Origin of the sequence: Rhizobium sp. NPDC090275 (assembly GCF_044772225.1) — a bacterium.
Classification (GTDB): Bacteria; Pseudomonadota; Alphaproteobacteria; order Rhizobiales; family Rhizobiaceae; genus Rhizobium.
Genome location: NZ_JBIVYL010000003.1, coordinates 405,881 through 421,866 on the forward strand (window position 1 = coordinate 405,881; position 15,986 = coordinate 421,866).

Sequence of the window (15,986 nt, forward strand, 5' to 3'; positions counted from 1 at the left end):
TCCTCGCCCGAACCCGCCATATTCGGGTGGCTAGGAACATTTTCCGGATTATCATCGCTGCCATGACGAAGCTGATCTCCAATGCCGACGCCCGCCGCATCTTTCTGGCCAAGCAGGGCCTGAGCGCCCCGCCCAATCGCGTGCTCACCAAACCCGGCCTGCTGCAGCTGATCCACGATCTCGGCTTCGTGCAGATCGACAGCATCCAGTGGGTGGAGCGCGCCCACCACCAGATCCTCTTTTCGCGCAACCAGACCTACAAGCGCGAGCACCTGACGGCGCTTCTGGAAAAGGACGGCGCGCTGTTCGAGCACTGGACGCACGACGCCTCCATCCTGCCGAGTAGCTACTTCCGCTATTGGAAGCACAAGTTCCGCCGCGAGGAGGAGGTCTTGGTGGATCGCTGGCGCAAATGGCGCGGCGAGGGCTTCGAGGATGCCTTCGACGAGACCTACGAGCGGGTGAGCCGCGACGGCGCCATCATGGCCCGCGAAATCAAGGCCGATGGTCACGTCTCCGGCGGCTGGTGGAACTGGCATCCCAACAAGACGGCGCTCGAATATTTCTGGCGCACCGGCAAGTTCGCCATCTCGAGCCGCTCGAATTTCCAGAAGGTCTATGATCTGGTCGAGCGCGTCATCCCGGCCGAGTTTCACGAGCCGGAGGTCAGCCGCGAGGAATTCGTGGACTGGGCCTGCCGCAGCGCGCTGACAAGGCTGGGCTTTGCCACCCATGGCGAGGTAGCGGCCTTCTGGGCGCTGGTCTCGCCTGACGAGGCCAAGGGCTGGGTCACCGCCCACCGCGATGAACTGACCGAGATCCTGATCGAGCCGGCATTGGGCGGCAAGCCGCGCCCCTCTTGGGCCTTTTCGGATTTCCTCGATACGCTCGACGATTACGCAGCAGCACCACCGCGCATCCGGGTGTTGAGCCCCTTCGATCCGATGATCCGCGACCGCAACCGCACCGAACGCCTCTTCGGTTTCTTCTATCGCATCGAAATCTTCGTCCCCGAGCCCAAGCGCGAATATGGCTATTACGTCTTTCCGCTGCTGGAAGGGGATCGCCTGATCGGCCGCATCGATATGAAGGCGGACCGTAAGAAGGGCTCGCTCGACGTCAAACGCCTGTGGCTGGAGCCGGGCGTAAAACCCTCCGCCGGCCGTCTTGAAAAGCTCGCAGCGGAGCTTGATCGCGTCGCCCGGTTCGCCGGCGTCGAGCGGGTCGAAATGCTGGATGGTTGGCGCGGCTAAGCGATTGTCATCGTTGAGATAGTTCGCATTTTAGATGATTACCGCCTGTTAATCTTGACGGGGGTTTACCATGCTTCTTCGCGAACTTCTTAAGGACCGTTCGCCTACGATCGCAGCATGAAAACACGAGCGATCAGATACGCCGCATGGGCGGCATGGAACAGCCTCGCCCGCAGGGTCAGAGCACTGATGCGTAACCGTCGCGACGCCCGCGCCGCGGCGACCAGTTCGATCGTTTCGTTGAGCGAGCAGCGCGCGCGGATGAAGCCCGTTACCGTCAAGTCCGCCCTGATCGACGCGGTCTACTTCAGCCAGGAAGACGGCAGATTGCGTGTCTGCCTGAACAATGGCGAGGAGCGCATGTTCGAAGGCGTGGCCGAAGCCCATGTCATCGCCATGGTGACGTCTGAATCGCCGGGTAAATATTACATGCAGAACGTCCGAACGCGCTTCAAGCGCATCGCCGCCTGACGAATGTCGAACCGGCGGGCCTTACCCGCCGGCTGATCATCTCACCGGCCTCAGCCGATCTCTGTCTCGGCGATCTTGATGCCGAAGCCTTCGAGGCCGACATAGTGGCGCTCGCTGCGGGTCAAGAGCTTGATCGAGCTGACGCCGAGATCCTTCAGGATCTGCGCACCGAGACCGATTTCCAGCCATTCGCTTTCACGGTTTTGCGCTTCCGCATGCGCTTCGCGGCCTTGGCCCAAAGCCTTGCGGCCGTTGTCCTGGTGGCCGACGCCAACAGAACCTTCGCGCAGATAGACGATGACGCCGCGACCCTTCTCTGCGATCTTCTTCATGTAGTGATCGACCGAGCGCTTGCCGAACAGGTCGTCCACGACGCTTTCCGTGTGCAGGCGCACCGGAATGTCGATGCCGTCGCGGATGTCGCCGAAGACGACGGCGAGATGCTGCATCGGATCCCAAGGCAGCGAGTAGCTGTGGGCCTTGGCCTTGCCGAACGGCGTTTCGACGTCGAAGCTCGCCTGCAGCTGGATCAGCGTTTCCTTGCGCTGGCGGTATGCGATGAGGTCGGCGACGGAGACCAGCTTGAGGCCGTTCTCTTCGGCAAAGCTCGATACCTGCGGCCCGCGCATCACGCTGCCGGTATCGTTGACCAGTTCGCAGATCACGCCGATCGGCGGCAGGCCGGCGAGCTTGCAGAGATCGACGGCGGCTTCCGTATGGCCCGAGCGCATCAGAACGCCACCCTCGCGGGCGACCAGCGGGAAGATGTGGCCGGGGCGCACGAAGTCGGAGGCGCCGACATTCGGGTTGGCAAGGTTGCGCACCGTCAGGGTGCGGTCGTCGGCGGAGATGCCCGTCGTCGTGCCGTGCTTGAAGTCGACGGTGACGGTGAAGGCCGTCGTATGCGCGCTGTCGTTTTCCGCGACCATGGCGTTGAGGCCGAGGCGCTTGGCCTCTTCCTTCGGCATCGGCGTGCAGACGATGCCCGAGGTGTGGCGCACGATGAAGGCCATCTTTTCCGGCGTACAGTGAACAGCGGCAACGATAAGATCGCCTTCGTTCTCGCGGCCGTCGTCATCGACGACGACAACGATTTCGCCGGCCTCGAAGGCCCGGATAGCGTCTACGACGCGCTTCTGATCGTAAGGCATGGGAACGTTCCTATTTCAGCCGGCCGGTCTGGCCGCGGTCTCGAAGGTAGTGGTCGGCGATGGCGCAGGCGATCATCGCCTCGCCGATCGGCACGGCGCGGATGCCGACGCAGGGGTCGTGGCGACCCTTGGTGCGGATATCGACATTCTTGCCGTCGGCATCGATCGACTGGCGCTCGGTCAGGATCGACGAGGTCGGCTTGATCGCGAAGCGGGCGATGACAGGCTGACCGGTCGAAATGCCGCCAAGAATGCCGCCGGCATGGTTCGACAGGAAAATCGGCTGGCCGTCGTTGCCCATGCGCATTTCGTCGGCGTTTTCTTCGCCGGTGATTTCGGCCGCCTCAAATCCATTGCCGATCTCCACGCCCTTGACGGCGTTGATCGACATTAAAAGCGAGGCGATATCCTGGTCGAGCTTGGAATAGATCGGCGCGCCCAAACCGGCCGGAACGCCGTCGGCCACCACCTCGACCACGGCGCCGATCGAAGAGCCCTTCTTGCGGATCCCGTCGAGATACTCTTCCCAGACGGGCACGATCTCGGGATCGGGGGCGAAGAACGGGTTCTGGTCGACCTGGTCCCAGTCCCAGTTGTCGCGGTTGATCTTGTGCTTGCCGATCTGCACCAGCGCCCCGCGCACACGAACGCCGGGAACGACCAGCCGCGCGATGCCGCCTGCCGCAACGCGCGCCGCCGTCTCGCGCGCAGACGAGCGCCCGCCGCCGCGATAGTCGCGGATGCCGTATTTCAGATCATAGGTGTAGTCGGCATGGCCCGGCCGGTACTGGCGGGCGATCTCGCCGTAATCCTTGGAGCGCTGGTCGGTATTCTCGATCAGCATCGAAATCGGCGTGCCGGTCGAGATCATCGTCTCGCCGTCGGCATCAAGCATCACGCCCGAGAGCACCTTGACGAGGTCGTCCTCGCGGCGCTGCGTCACGAAGCGCGACTGGCCGGGTTTGCGCTTGTCGAGCCACACCTGCAGGTCGGCGAGCTTGAAACGCAGGCCGGGAGGGCAGCCGTCGACGACGCAGCCGAGTGCCGGTCCGTGGCTTTCGCCCCAGGTGGTTACGCGGAAGAGGTGACCGAATGTATTGTGTGACATATGCTCCGACCGGATCGCGCCGCCGGGCGTCCCCGGGCCGCGCCATTCTTTAAAAAGGCGCGACACTCATAGGCCAAAAGGCGAGAGGGCAAAAGGCTTTCTTTGCGCCAAACCGTCTCCATTGGGAAACGGTGTTTCCTCAAATCCGAGAACAACCGCGCAAAGCCATACTACGAGGCGATGCGCCAGGCCGTATGGGTGGCCGCTTCGGTGAAATCGTCGAAGGAGAGGGGGCGCGAGAAGGCGTAGCCCTGCAGCAGGTCGCAGCCGAGTTCGAGAAGGAGGCTGGCATGCGCCACGGTCTCGACGCCCTCGGCCACGGTCTCGACGCCGAGCGAGCGGGCGATGTCGATGATCGAGCGCACCAGCGCGCGCTCCTGCGCCGAGGTGATGATCGGCTGCACCAGCTGCCGGTCGATCTTCAGCCGCTTCGGCTTCAGCTTCAAAAGGCTGACGATCGAGGTGTGGCCCGTGCCGAAATCGTCGATCTCGATATCGATGCCGAGCGCCTTGATCTTGTCGAGGTTCTCGGCGGCGACGTCCTCGCTCTCGTCGAGGAAGATCGATTCCACCAGCTCGAACGAGATTTCGCCCGGCCTGATCTGCAGCATGCGCAACGAATCGGCCAGCGCATCGTCATGCAGGCGCCGGGCAGACACGTTGACCGAGACCTTGGGAACGGAAACGCCAAGCGCCGCCCACCGCATCTTGTCCTTCAGCGCGGTCTCGAGAACGATGCGGTCGAGCGTTTGCACGACGTTGATCTCTTCGGCGATCTTCAGGAACTTGTCCGGCGTCAGCAGACCCCGGGACGGATGCTGCCAGCGCACCAGCGCCTCGACGCCTGTTAGTTGCATGGTACGGGCGCTGAATTGCGGCTGGTACCAGGTCGTGAACTCGCCGTTCTCGATGCCCGAGAGGATCTCGTCGGCCAGCCGCTTGTTGTTGATGATATCGGCCTGCAGATTGTGATTGAAGAACTGGAACCGATTGCGGCCTTGGCTCTTGGCACGGTAGAGTGCGATATCGGCGTTGATCAGCACCTTGCGGGCATCGACGCGCATGCCGCTTGCCAGCGCAATCCCGATCGACACGCCGCAGCGGCAGGCAAAGCCCTGGAAGTCGATTGGCTGGCGCATCTCCTCGACGATCCGGCCCGAAAGCGCCGACATCTCGGCGTCATTGGCATTGAGCGCCAGGATGACGAATTCGTCTCCCCCGATGCGCGCCACGATATCGCTCGGGCGGATGCTGCGCGAGAGCACGCGGGAGGCATGGACGAGCATGGCGTCGCCCGCCGCGTGGCCCAGCGTGTCGTTGATCTCCTTGAAGCGATCAAGGTCGATATGCAGGATCGCGAACTTCTGCCTGGCTTGCTGCCCGGCCTCGGTCAGCTGCTCCAGCGCCTTGTCGAGCTTGCGGCGGTTGGCGAGCCCGGTCAGCGGATCATGCAGCGAATTGTGTTCGATGCGGTTGTTGGCGAGTTCGAGCTCGATGTTCTTGCCGATCGCCTCGTCCTTCGCCGCCTTCAGCTCCGCGGTCATTAGTGCGTCTTCGGTGATGTCGAAGGCAACGCCGATAATCTTCAGCTGGCCGTTCGACGTCGCGTGCACCTTTCCGGTCGAGCGCACATAGCGCATCGTCCCGTCTTCGGTCGGCACGCGACAGACGACGGTATGGGTATCGCCGACCTTCTTGAAATACCGCGCGCTCTCGATCGCCAGCGGGCGATCGTCCTCGAGCACGCAGGAGAGCCACGTCTCCTCGTCCATGAAGCCGGCGCGCGGCTCCAGCCCGTAGAGTTCGTGCATCCGGTCGTCCCAGAAGGAGCCGGCCTTGCCGAGCGTGGCCTCCCAGATGCCGCACTGATAGGAATCGAGCGCCAGATCGAGCTTGCCGGAGAGCTCGGCGAGTTCCGCCTCGCGATGCGAGAGTTCGTCAAGCGCAAGTTCCAGCTCGGCGTTCTTTATATCGCTGACATCCTTAGCCCGGCGCAGCGTTTCGGCGGCAACCGCATCGGCGGTCACGTCCCAGACGATGCCGATCGTGCGGATGGTGCCGGCGGCGTCGTTATAAACAGAGCCCACCGATCGTAGGTAGCGCGTGCTGCCGTCCGAAAGCTCGATCCGGTATTGTGTCGTGTAGGACGAGCCCGACCGGCCATCCTTCAAGAGGTGGATCTTCGCCACCCGGCGATCGTCGGGAACGATCGTTTCCAGCCAGTCGTCGAGCGAGTAGCTCCCCTCGATCGCTTGTTTGCCGTGCAATGCGGCGGCGCGCCCATCCCAGAACAGGCTCTGGCCGCCATTCCTCAGTTCCCAGATGCCGATATTGGATGTTTCCAGCGCCAGGTTGAGCCGCTGTGACAGCTCCAGCAGCGTCTCCTCGCGCTTTTCCAGCTGCCTGATGTTCTTGTTGCGCTCGCCAAGCAGAAGGGTCGCGAAGAACACGGGAATGATGGTGAGGCAGGCGGCGGCGAGAATGATGAACCGCAGCGTCTGCTGATTCTCTGGAGGGGCGGTCCAGCCGGTCTTCGGTGCCGCCGCGATCTCCCAGCGCCCGCCCGCGAATGTGATCTTGCGCGTCAGCGGCCGCTGTCCCAATACTTCGGGCGAACCGAAGAACGGCGAGACGGCTGCACCCGTGGTTCCGAGATCGCGCAGCGCGATGGAGAGGTGGTCGAGATGCGGATATTTCTCGCGGTTCTCGCTGTCGCGCGCCGGCTTCAAACCGGTGTTCTCATAGAACATGTCGGCGTCGATCACCGCCTCGACCGCGCCCCAGACTCGTCGCTGGCCGTTCTCTTTTACGAAGACGGGAAAGAAGATCGCGAATGTGTCCTTGCCGTCGAGCGTGCGGATCGGTCCGTAGAATCGCGCCTGCTGGTTGCCGGTGGTGCGCGCCACCGACTGGCGATCCATCAGGAATTCGCGGACGTCGTGGCCAAGCCGATCCTTGCCCTCCGTCGGCGGAAATACTGATTGCACGATGAAATCGGGCGCAACGGCGATATGCACGAAATGCGGGTTCTGGATCAGCAGCCAGTTGATCTGCCGCTCCATCTCCTCGGCATTCACCTTCGAGCTGATCGCGACCATGTTGGAGAGGTCGCGCACGATGGTGATGTCCATGTTGATCTGGGCGGTCACGCGCGCGCGAATAAGGCTGGTCTCGTTTTCCGTGCGGATTGTCAATTCGCGAAGATTAGCCGCCGTATTGGCGCGATCCAGGCTGAAACCGACGATGATGACGACGACAGCGACCAGGCAGGAAACCAGAAACGAGATATGGGTATTCCGCAAAGAACTCCGCGTTGCCTCGTTATGTTTCCTGCGGAATAGCAAAACCCCAGTCTCCCCGTTTCCCTATGACTGTAAGTAGCGGGTGTTAATTTACGATTTCTTACAGGTAGTATTGGGAACACGTTTTAAGTGTACGACTGTATTAACGAACCCTCTTGATTGTTGTTAAAATGCGCTTCATCAATTGGGCGGGAATGGTCACGGTTCAGGGCAAATTTCGCCATATTCGGGAGGCTATCTATGCACAATTGGATGTTTGAGTCGTGTTTTCGAAGGAATGCCGTCATGCGCTTCGTAGTTGCTACACTTTTGGCCACAGCGAGTTTTCTGTCGCCGATCAGCGGCTTTGCCGAGAGCGCGGACGTGGAAGCGACGATCAAGAACATCGACATGAGCAATCTCAGCCTCACGCTCGATGACGGCAAGACCTATCAGGCGTCGGAAGAGTTCAATTTCGAAGGCTTGAAGGCAGGCGTGAAGGTCATCGTCTTCTACACGGAAGTCGACGGAAAGCGCGTCATCAACGATCTCGATATCGTACAGTAATTCGGCTGGCGCGAAGCAGGCCTAGATCCAGGCGATCTGCTTCGTGGCTGTCTCGATCTTGAGAATCCGGTCCTGCGGAATCTCGCCCTCGGCCGCTTCATCCTTCGGCACGTCGGCAATCGTCCTGAACAGGCTGCGAATGACGCCGCCATGCGTGACGCAGACCGTCGGCCGGTCCACCTCGTTCAGCCAGGAAGCCACCCGCCACGACATGATCTCGTAGCTCTCGGCATCGGCACCCGGCGGAATGAAATCCCACTTGTTCAGATTGCGCTCGACGATTCGGTCCTTGGCGGTCGCCTTCAGTTCCTTGACCGTAAAGCCTTCCCAGTCACCGAACGACACTTCGACGAGACGCTCGTCGGTGCGGTAGTCCTTGGGCGGGAGGTTCATTGCTTCGCGGGCGATTTCCATCGTCGCGCGCGTGCGGCCGAGCGGGCTCGCGATGAAATCGAATTCGATGCCTTCGACCTTCAGGATTTCCGCGAGATTGATACCGTTCTGGCGCGCCTGCTCACGACCGATGGCATTGAGCGGGATGTCCTTTTGCCCTTGCAGGCGACGTTCCGCGTTCCAGTCTGTCTGGCCGTGACGAATGACGTAGATAAGCAATGATCGGCTCCATATTGCAAACGGCCCCTTATCGCTTCCGCGAGGAGGGGCCGCGAGCATGACTCATAAGAGAGTACGATCAGTCTTTTATGACGGAAATATCCGGCGCGTCCACAGCCTTCATGCCGATAACATGATAACCGCTGTCGGCGTGATGCACTTCGCCGGTGACGGAGCGCGACAGGTCCGAAAGCATGTAGAGGCCGACATCGCCGACTTCCTCGATGGTGACGGTGCGGCGCAGCGGCGCGTTGTATTCGTTCCACTTGAGAATGTAGCGGAAGTCGCCAATGCCGGACGCTGCAAGCGTCTTGATCGGGCCGGCCGAGATCGCGTTGACGCGGATGTTCTTCGGTCCGAGATCGACCGCCAGGTACTTCACGCTGGCTTCAAGAGCTGCCTTGGCAACGCCCATGACGTTGTAGTTCGGCATCACCTTTTCGGCGCCGTAATAGGTCAGCGTCAGCATCGAGCCGCCATCCGTCATCAGCTTCTCGGCGCGGCGTGCAACCGAGGTGAACGAATAGACGGAGATCTGCATCGTCTTGGCGAAGTTGTCCGCCGAGGTGTCGACGTAACGGCCGGTGAGCTCGTCCTTGTCCGAAAAGCCGATCGCATGCACGATGAAGTCGATCTTGCCCCAGGTCTTCTCGATGTTGTCGAAAACCTCGTCGATCGATGCTTCATCGCTGACATCACAGTGTCCAGCAAGAATGCCGCCGAGTTCAGCTGCCAGCGGTTCGACCCGCTTCTTCAGCGCATCGCCCTGATAAGTAAAGGCAATCTCGCCGCCCTGCGCATGAATAGCTTTGGCAATGCCCCACGCAATCGAACGATTGTTGGCAACGCCCATGATGACGCCGCGCTTGCCTGACATGAGGCCTTGTGCCTGAGCCATGTTTCGCCCCTTAGGTAAATTGATCGATCCTGCCTATGGCATAGCCGGCCAGCCGGTTCAAGATTGCTAGCAATCATCAACTGTTAGGGAACGTAACAAAGGGTGCTAATGTCACCCAAAATTCACAAAAACAGGCCGTTCTTCATAATTCTCATCAAATCCGTGACCTTATCGTCGGGTTTTTCCCACAGGATAATGCGCAGTTCGACCACGAGATCGCCCTTTCCGCCATCCGATTTGGGCAATCCGAGACCTTCGAAGCGGATTGATTTGTCCGATCCCGACCATGCCGGCACGGTAACCGTCAGTGGTCCGTTCGGTCCGTCGATGCGCGCGTCGGTGCCGAGCACGGCATTTTCGATGGTGACGGGAAGCACGGTGTGCAGATCGAACCCGTCGACGGTGAAGTCGGCGTGCGGGGCGATATGAATGTTGACGACCGCGTCGCCGCGCTGCATGCCTGTCAGCTTGTGACCCTGGCCCTTGAGGCGCACCGTGTGGCCTTCAGTGGTACCCGGCGTCAGCGCGAAGCCGGCATCGCGGCCATCGCCGAGATCGACGTTCACCCAGGCGCCCTTCAAGATGTCCTCGATGGTCACTGTCGCTATCGCCAGCTGATCCGGCGCCTTCTCGGGCGCGGGGGCCGTGCCGCCGGTGAAGCGGCGTACGAATGAGGTGAGGAGGCTGAGCGGCTGCAGGACGGCAGCGCTCGCCGCCGCGGTCTCGTCCGCGCCGTGCTCGTCGTCTACTGTCTTGCCGAAGTCGCCGGCCTTGGCGCTCTCGGTAGTCTTATCTGTTTGCTTGTCGGCCTCGGCGCTCTCGGGCTCCGGCCGCTTGGCCCGGCCGGAAGCAAAACCGCGCGTCCGTCCGCCACCGCTCGCCGCGCGGGCCTGGTTGCCGAAGATCCGCTCGATCATCTCTTCGGCGGGTTCTGCTGCGCCTGCCTGCTGCTGTTGTTGCGGCTGCGGCTGCTTGGCGGCCTCGGCGGCGGCCTTCTGCGCCGCTGCCCGTGCCAGCTCTTCCATCACGCGCTCGGCGTTTTCCTGCGCCTGCTTGGCGCGGATCGCCGCTTCGCGCGCCGCCTGGCGCTGCGCCATGATGGTGTTTTCGTTCTGCTTCTCGTTCTGCTTGGCCTCAGCCGCTCGCGCCGCGCTGTCGAAAAGACTGCGCTTCTTCGGGTCCTTCAGCGTGTCGTAGGCGCGGCCGATCTCGGCGAAGCGCGCACCGGCCAGCGGGTCGCCCTGATTATGGTCAGGATGCACCACCTTGGCCATGTTGCGCCAAGCTGCCTTGATCTCGTCCTGCCCCGCATCGCGCCTGACGCCCAATATCTTATACGGATCGCGCATGTTCCAAACCGCCCGGTGTCCAAATGCGAGATGCCCTGTCCGGCACCTCGAAGCCCCGATTAAACTCATTTGGTGCGCCGAAGTTCGCTTCGCGAGCAGAAAATCTGCGCACATATGCGAACCACAGTCCCGCAAAGTTGCTAATCAGTCCTTATTTGGCGTCAGGACACGCCACGGTTTCATGCGGAATGGTTATCTTTTGCTAAATCTGGAAATGAAGCCGGGGGCAGCCGTTAACGACTGGCTTGCAAGGCGATCAGCTTTCCGGCTGGAAGCTCAAAAGCTGCCAGTTGCCGCCGCCGACGAGGCAGGTCTTGCCGTAGAATTTCGAGATGCCGACATAGGAGTGGCGCGTCGTCTTGAACTGACGGCAGACTTGGCCGGTGTCGTTGTTTTCGACGATCGTGTCGATCACGCCGGCGCTGCCGGTGGAAGCGTTCGCCCAGGGAAGGGGGCGTCCCTGCAGGCCGTTGATGTCGGCTGAGGTGACGGCATTGCCCACGGTCATTTCGTCGGAGATGCTGTCGCTTGTCGGCGCAGGCTGCGGCACGGTGCCGGTCGCGACCGAACGGTCGACCTTGTTGCTGCTGAACATATCAAGCCCGCCGGCCATGCAGCCGGTGAGGGAAAGCACTGCCATTCCGACAACGCAGATGGCCGCGCATTGGCGCATGAGGCCCTTTGTATGACGAACTGACTTTGCTATGACTTCCACCCTGTGTCCTGTCCAGTGGTTTTGGGCTGGGCAATTATCGAATAAACCCGGGGCATTTGAGCTAATATGTCGGAAAATGAGTTAACAACCAGTGACTTCACCGAGCAAAACGAGCCGTTCCAGCTCTTTGCGGATTGGCTGAAGGAAGCCGAAGCTTCCGAGATCAATGACCCGAATGCGGTGGCGCTTGCGACGGTCGATGAAGACGGCCTTCCCAATGTCCGCATGGTTCTCCTTAAGGGATTCGATCAAGACGGATTTGTGTTCTACACGAATTTCGAAAGTCAGAAAGGCCGCGAAGTCCTCGGCCAGAAAAAAGCGGCCATGTGCTTCCACTGGAAGACGCTGCGCCGCCAGGTTCGGCTGCGCGGCCCGGTTGAAGTGGTGAGCGACGAAGAGGCCGACGCCTATTACAAGACCCGCGCCCGCGGCAGCCGCATCGGCGCCTGGGCCTCCAAGCAGTCGCGCCCGCTCGAAAGCCGCTTCGCGCTGGAGAAAGCCGTCGCCGAATACACCGCGCGCTATGCCATCGGCGAGATCCCGCGCCCGCCGCACTGGTCCGGCTTTCGCATCAAGCCGACCTCGATCGAGTTCTGGAAAGACCAGAAGTTCCGGCTCCACGACCGCATCGAGTTCCGCCGTGGCACGCCCGAGGGCGGCTGGGACAAGGTGCGGATGTATCCGTAAGCATCCCCTCGGCGGCGTCTCCAATTGCTTGCACAAGGGCGCCACGAACCCGCCGCCGCTGACATTGAAACGGAGCGCCGCGCAACCACGGCGCTCTTCGCTTGAATTTTCATCCTAGGTTGAAAAGATCGTGCTTCGGGGCGCCGGCGTCACCTGGAAATGGCGCGCCGCCTCAAAAGAAAGTGATCGGCGGAGAATGTCGCGGGGAGGGGCTGACCCTCAGCCGCGATTGCCCATCAGCTTCAAAGGGATTCCCGAGGCAAGGCCGGAGACATAGCGCGGCTTCTGATAGAGACCATTGATCGACAGGCGCGGCAGATAAGTGGAACGCTCGAGCGATTGCCGGCCGATCACGCCGGGCTGGGTCGTCACCGCCAGAGAAAAGCCGAGATCCCTAGCGATCGCCGCCTGCTGCTGCGTCACCGCCTCGCGCGTTCCATACGGATAGGCGAATGCGCCCGGCCGGTGTCCGCTGATCACCTCGACATAATCCTGGGAGTGCGTCATCTCATCGCGAACCTCGGCGTCGGAAAGCCGCGCGACAGCACGGTGGCTGACGGTGTGGGCGCCGAGCGAGGCGAGCGGGCTGGCGTCCAGGAGGTTCAGCTCCGGCGCCCCCATGACCAAATCGTCGACGATCTCGGTGGGGTCGATTCCATGCGACCGCGCCAGCGCATCCACGGCCTCTACGGCCACCGTCTCTTCATGCGCATGAATATAGAGTGCGAAGCGGGCGAAGGCGCGGTGCTTGTCTTGAGGGGTGGCGGTGTCGATCGTCTCGACGCCATCGCCAAAATCGAAGCTCAGCTTGTCTTCGCGCCGCAAGAGCGCCGTCAGCGTCTCCCACCAGATCGTATGCGTCCGCTCTACCAGCCCTTTGGCCACGAAGATCGTGAAAGGCGCCTCATGCCGCTCGAACACAGGCATGGCGTAGACGAGATTGTTGCGATAACCGTCGTCGAGCGTAAAGGCCGCGAAGGGCTGCGACGGCTTGGGCTCGGCCAGCGCATCGGGAACGTCTGCAAGCGACACGAATCGGTAGCCGTCGCTCTTCAGCCGCGTCAGCACCGCGTCGAGAAATTCCGGCGTGATCTCCAGATGCGCGTTCGGCGAAAAGGCGGACGGCTCGTGGGGGCGAACGTGATGCAGCGTGAAGATCGCGCCCATACCGCGTGCGCCGCGCATCAGCCCAACCGAGCGCAGGAGGTTTGCCACCTCCAGCCCGCCAGTTATCGCGATCCGCTTTGCCAGCGTTCTGGCGTTCATCATCTCCGCTCCGTTTGCGGGGTCGTGAGGAGGGCGACCCTAACAAGCGCGAGGTTAAGCCTTGCTGAATGCCGACTTTGCCTGAATTCTAATATTGCAGGGCGTGTTTTACGGTTTTTTCACCATAAAGGGTAAAATTTGACAAAAATGGTCCACGTTGCCGCAAAGTCGCGCCATATTGTGTCCTTCTGTACAAGAACGGGACAAAATTCGGGCGACGAGGGTCGGCTGTTCATCGAGGGGAAGTGCATGAGAAAGCTGTTGGCCGCGATTATAACCGCGACGTTGGTCGTTGCGGCGCCGTTGTCGGCTATGGCTGGCAGCGCCTCCCTCATCCTCGATGCGAGAACCGGCAAGGTTCTGTCGTCGGAAAACGCCGATGTCCTCAATCATCCCGCGTCTCTTACGAAGATGATGACGATCTACATGGCTTTCGAGGCCATCAATCGCGGCAAGATGAACTGGGATACGCCGATCGTCATGTCGAAATACGCGGCCTCCCGCCCGCCGACCAAGCTCGGCGCCAAGGCAGGAACGTCGATCACCGTGCGCGACGCGATCCTCGGCATGATCACCAAGTCGGCCAATGACGCCGCTGCCGCCATGGGCGAAAAGCTCGGTGGCTCGGAAAGCAATTTCGCCCGCATGATGACGCAGAAGGCCCGCCAGCTCGGCATGAGCCGCACCACTTTCGTCAATGCGTCGGGCCTGCCGGATGGCCGCCAGATCACCACCGCCCGCGATATGTCGACGCTTGCCGTCGCTCTGATGAAGAATTATCCGCGCGAATATCGCCTGTTCTCGACCGCGAGCTTCAACTTCCGCGGCCGCCAGATTCGTGGCCACAACAACCTGATGTATCGCTACCAGGGCATGGACGGCATCAAGACCGGCTATACCAACGCTTCGGGCTTCAACCTCGTCAGCGCCGTCAAGGATGGCAACCGCCGCGTCGTCGGCGTGGTCCTCGGCGGCCGCACCGCCCGCAGCCGCGACGACAAGATGGCGGCCCTGCTCGACAAGGCGATGGGCCGCGCATCCTCCTCGGGTGGCGCCCGTCTGGTCGCCAGCGTCAATTCGCGCGAGCCTGTTGAAGTCGCCTCCGCGGCCGATGCCAGCGACCTGCCGGTTCCCGCATCCGCACCGCGCGTCGAGGATGTCGCTCCGGTCGCAGCACCTGAAATCGCCCGCAGCGAACTTGCACCGAAGGCGCTCGGCTATCTGAGCGACACCGTTCCGCAGGAGCGTCCCTCGGCGCTCGACGCCGTAACGCCGTCGGCAAAAATCGGCTCCGCAAAGCCGCTCGCATCCGTCGCCTCGACCGGCGACTGGTCGATCCAGATCTCTGCTGCCCCGAGCGACGAAGCCGCCCGCGCGCTTCTCGCTCAGGCCAAGTCCGAAGGCGGCGCCGCGCTGAAGTCGGCCAACCCCTATACGGAAGCCGTCGGTAAGGGTGCCAACAAGGTCTACCGCGCGCGCTTCGTCGGCTTCGAAAGCCGCGACGCCGCGACGTCGGCCTGCGATGCGCTGAAGAAGCGCTCCTACGATTGCATGCTGCTCGGCGATCGCGGCTGATCCGCCGCCATTCCGACTGGACATTGCCGCTGAATCAGGGTTCTCCTACGTAAACGAAAGGAGAACATGATGCTGGATGATCTTGCCCTGAAGTTCGAGCGGGCCTCGAGTGCCTATGCCGGAGAAAACGGCATCACCCGCGATGCCGACTGGTTTCTGCTGAAGCTCCAGGAAGAGATGGGCGAACTCACGCAGGCTTGGAACCGCGTCAGCGGGAGAGGGCGCCCCAAGGGACGCTCCGGCGAGGACATGGCCCGCGAACTCGAAGACGAAGCCGCCGACGTGCTCGGCCACATCCTGCTCTTCGCGCACCAAAACGATCTCGACCTCGCGGCCGCGATCAAGCGCAAGTGGCTGTTTTCGCTGGATGAAAAATAGAAGGAGAGGCGCAGGCCTCACGCCGATGGATTGGCGCCCGCGCGTTTGCGAAAGCGATTGGCGATCCACCAATCGCACTCATCCTTGCTGTAGCCGAACAATCGGCCTTGCTCGCGCTCTTGCTCTTCGGTCCACGCCGGGCTGGCGAGCAGCGACATGAACGGATCTATTCTCCACTCTTCGCCGGGCAGCACGTAGAGCAAAGCGGAAAGCTGAAGCGTCCGCGTTCCGCCGCTCGTCGTCGGATAGGTTACGCTCCGCTTGATGATCCGCTCGACGATCAAGCCGGAGGCGACATGCGGGATGAACGGCACCCGCACCTTTGCTAGCCATTCGTCGCTTTCAGGGCAGAAATAAGAGAGCGGTTTGCGGCCGTCGAGCATCAATGGAAGCTCGAAGTTGGTGTGTACGAGATAGGGCGCCGCATCGATTGAATGCGGTCGCTCCAGCCGTACGCTTTGCACGCTCTCGGGCATCAAAAGCCCGAACGCGCCCGACAGCGCCAATAGATCGGCCGGCTCCAGATCGAACCGACCATGCTTCAGATCGCTCTCTTCGGCATCGATAGTGGCCGCTACGTCGGACGGCTCTGCCGTGAAGCGCAGCTCATGTGCCGAACACAAGGTCTCGGGCGACAGAAATTTCAGGATGAATGTTTCCGCCGCCATGAGCTCC

15 protein-coding genes are annotated in these 15,986 nt (G+C 61.6%); 6 read left to right on the plus strand and 9 right to left on the minus strand.

What is annotated here, in order from left to right; translation table 11 throughout:
• The first annotated feature begins 62 nt into the window (after positions 1-62).
• Positions 63-1,253 carry a winged helix-turn-helix domain-containing protein gene (locus tag ACIQUB_RS09960; protein WP_113238484.1) on the plus strand — a complete coding sequence of 397 codons (1,191 nt, stop codon included), beginning with the start codon at positions 63-65 and terminating at the stop codon, positions 1,251-1,253.
• A 117-nt stretch (positions 1,254-1,370) separates the two neighbouring features.
• Positions 1,371-1,724 (plus strand): KTSC domain-containing protein, encoded by a 354-nt coding sequence (locus tag ACIQUB_RS09965; protein ID WP_113238485.1) that lies wholly within the window; start codon positions 1,371-1,373, stop codon positions 1,722-1,724.
• Between the two features lie 50 nt (positions 1,725-1,774).
• On the opposite strand, the gene ribB is transcribed toward ACIQUB_RS09965, so the two are convergent.
• The 3 genes from ribB to ACIQUB_RS09980 form a co-directional block, all read right to left on the minus strand.
• Positions 1,775-2,875: a 3,4-dihydroxy-2-butanone-4-phosphate synthase gene (ribB, locus tag ACIQUB_RS09970; RefSeq protein WP_047507948.1), complete on the minus strand. Its 1,101-nt coding sequence runs from the start codon at positions 2,873-2,875 to the stop codon at positions 1,775-1,777.
• A gap of 10 nt (positions 2,876-2,885) precedes the next feature.
• Positions 2,886-3,983 carry a chorismate synthase gene (aroC, locus tag ACIQUB_RS09975; protein ID WP_113200598.1) on the minus strand — a complete coding sequence of 366 codons (1,098 nt, stop codon included), beginning with the start codon at positions 3,981-3,983 and terminating at the stop codon, positions 2,886-2,888.
• Between the two features lie 170 nt (positions 3,984-4,153).
• Complete coding sequence (locus tag ACIQUB_RS09980; protein ID WP_113238486.1) at positions 4,154-7,285, minus strand: EAL domain-containing protein; 3,132 nt, start codon at positions 7,283-7,285, stop codon at positions 4,154-4,156.
• Between the two features lie 285 nt (positions 7,286-7,570).
• On the opposite strand from ACIQUB_RS09980, the gene ACIQUB_RS09985 reads away from it, so the two are divergent.
• Entirely contained in the window at positions 7,571-7,831 is a 261-nt protein-coding gene (locus ACIQUB_RS09985) for a DUF1344 domain-containing protein (protein WP_018902046.1), read from the plus strand.
• A 21-nt stretch (positions 7,832-7,852) separates the two neighbouring features.
• Here the strand turns inward: ACIQUB_RS09985 and ACIQUB_RS09990 are convergent, their stop codons facing one another.
• The 4 genes from ACIQUB_RS09990 to ACIQUB_RS10005 form a co-directional block, all read right to left on the minus strand.
• Complete coding sequence (locus ACIQUB_RS09990; protein ID WP_113238487.1) at positions 7,853-8,443, minus strand: histidine phosphatase family protein; 591 nt, start codon at positions 8,441-8,443, stop codon at positions 7,853-7,855.
• A gap of 79 nt (positions 8,444-8,522) precedes the next feature.
• Positions 8,523-9,341 (minus strand): enoyl-ACP reductase FabI, encoded by an 819-nt coding sequence (gene fabI, locus ACIQUB_RS09995; RefSeq protein ID WP_113238488.1) that lies wholly within the window; start codon positions 9,339-9,341, stop codon positions 8,523-8,525.
• 122 nt (positions 9,342-9,463) lie between these two features.
• Positions 9,464-10,690: a J domain-containing protein gene (locus ACIQUB_RS10000; protein WP_113238489.1), complete on the minus strand. Its 1,227-nt coding sequence runs from the start codon at positions 10,688-10,690 to the stop codon at positions 9,464-9,466.
• A 256-nt stretch (positions 10,691-10,946) separates the two neighbouring features.
• Positions 10,947-11,405 (minus strand): RT0821/Lpp0805 family surface protein, encoded by a 459-nt coding sequence (locus tag ACIQUB_RS10005; RefSeq protein ID WP_113238490.1) that lies wholly within the window; start codon positions 11,403-11,405, stop codon positions 10,947-10,949.
• Between the two features lie 66 nt (positions 11,406-11,471).
• On the opposite strand from ACIQUB_RS10005, the gene pdxH reads away from it, so the two are divergent.
• The gene (gene pdxH / locus ACIQUB_RS10010) at positions 11,472-12,092 is read left to right on the plus strand and encodes a pyridoxamine 5'-phosphate oxidase (RefSeq protein ID WP_113238491.1); all 621 of its coding nucleotides are present in this window, start codon (positions 11,472-11,474) and stop codon (positions 12,090-12,092) included.
• 219 nt (positions 12,093-12,311) lie between these two features.
• On the opposite strand, the gene ACIQUB_RS10015 is transcribed toward pdxH, so the two are convergent.
• Complete coding sequence (locus tag ACIQUB_RS10015; RefSeq protein ID WP_113238492.1) at positions 12,312-13,361, minus strand: polysaccharide deacetylase family protein; 1,050 nt, start codon at positions 13,359-13,361, stop codon at positions 12,312-12,314.
• 246 nt (positions 13,362-13,607) lie between these two features.
• On the opposite strand from ACIQUB_RS10015, the gene ACIQUB_RS10020 reads away from it, so the two are divergent.
• Both ACIQUB_RS10020 and ACIQUB_RS10025 read left to right on the plus strand, forming a co-directional pair.
• Positions 13,608-14,933, plus strand: coding sequence for a D-alanyl-D-alanine carboxypeptidase (locus tag ACIQUB_RS10020; protein WP_113238493.1), 1,326 nt, complete (start codon positions 13,608-13,610; stop codon positions 14,931-14,933).
• Between the two features lie 69 nt (positions 14,934-15,002).
• Entirely contained in the window at positions 15,003-15,311 is a 309-nt protein-coding gene (locus ACIQUB_RS10025) for a MazG nucleotide pyrophosphohydrolase domain-containing protein (protein ID WP_113238494.1), read from the plus strand.
• Positions 15,312-15,328: 17 nt separating this feature from the next.
• Here the strand turns inward: ACIQUB_RS10025 and ACIQUB_RS10030 are convergent, their stop codons facing one another.
• Positions 15,329-15,979 carry a hypothetical protein gene (locus tag ACIQUB_RS10030; RefSeq protein ID WP_113238495.1) on the minus strand — a complete coding sequence of 217 codons (651 nt, stop codon included), beginning with the start codon at positions 15,977-15,979 and terminating at the stop codon, positions 15,329-15,331.
• Positions 15,980-15,986 lie beyond the last annotated feature (7 nt).

Coding starts and splice junctions, on each gene's coding strand:
- ACIQUB_RS09960 (WP_113238484.1), top strand. CDS start 63: ATGACGAAGCTGATCTCCAATGCCGACGCCCGCCGCATCTTTCTGGCC.
- ACIQUB_RS09965 (WP_113238485.1), top strand. CDS start 1,371: ATGAAAACACGAGCGATCAGATACGCCGCATGGGCGGCATGGAACAGC.
- ribB (WP_047507948.1), bottom strand. CDS start 2,875: ATGCCTTACGATCAGAAGCGCGTCGTAGACGCTATCCGGGCCTTCGAG.
- aroC (WP_113200598.1), bottom strand. CDS start 3,983: ATGTCACACAATACATTCGGTCACCTCTTCCGCGTAACCACCTGGGGC.
- ACIQUB_RS09985 (WP_018902046.1), top strand. CDS start 7,571: ATGCGCTTCGTAGTTGCTACACTTTTGGCCACAGCGAGTTTTCTGTCG.
- fabI (WP_113238488.1), bottom strand. CDS start 9,341: ATGGCTCAGGCACAAGGCCTCATGTCAGGCAAGCGCGGCGTCATCATG.
- ACIQUB_RS10000 (WP_113238489.1), bottom strand. CDS start 10,690: ATGCGCGATCCGTATAAGATATTGGGCGTCAGGCGCGATGCGGGGCAG.
- pdxH (WP_113238491.1), top strand. CDS start 11,472: ATGTCGGAAAATGAGTTAACAACCAGTGACTTCACCGAGCAAAACGAG.
- ACIQUB_RS10015 (WP_113238492.1), bottom strand. CDS start 13,361: ATGATGAACGCCAGAACGCTGGCAAAGCGGATCGCGATAACTGGCGGG.
- ACIQUB_RS10020 (WP_113238493.1), top strand. CDS start 13,608: ATGAGAAAGCTGTTGGCCGCGATTATAACCGCGACGTTGGTCGTTGCG.
- ACIQUB_RS10025 (WP_113238494.1), top strand. CDS start 15,003: ATGCTGGATGATCTTGCCCTGAAGTTCGAGCGGGCCTCGAGTGCCTAT.
- ACIQUB_RS10030 (WP_113238495.1), bottom strand. CDS start 15,979: ATGGCGGCGGAAACATTCATCCTGAAATTTCTGTCGCCCGAGACCTTG.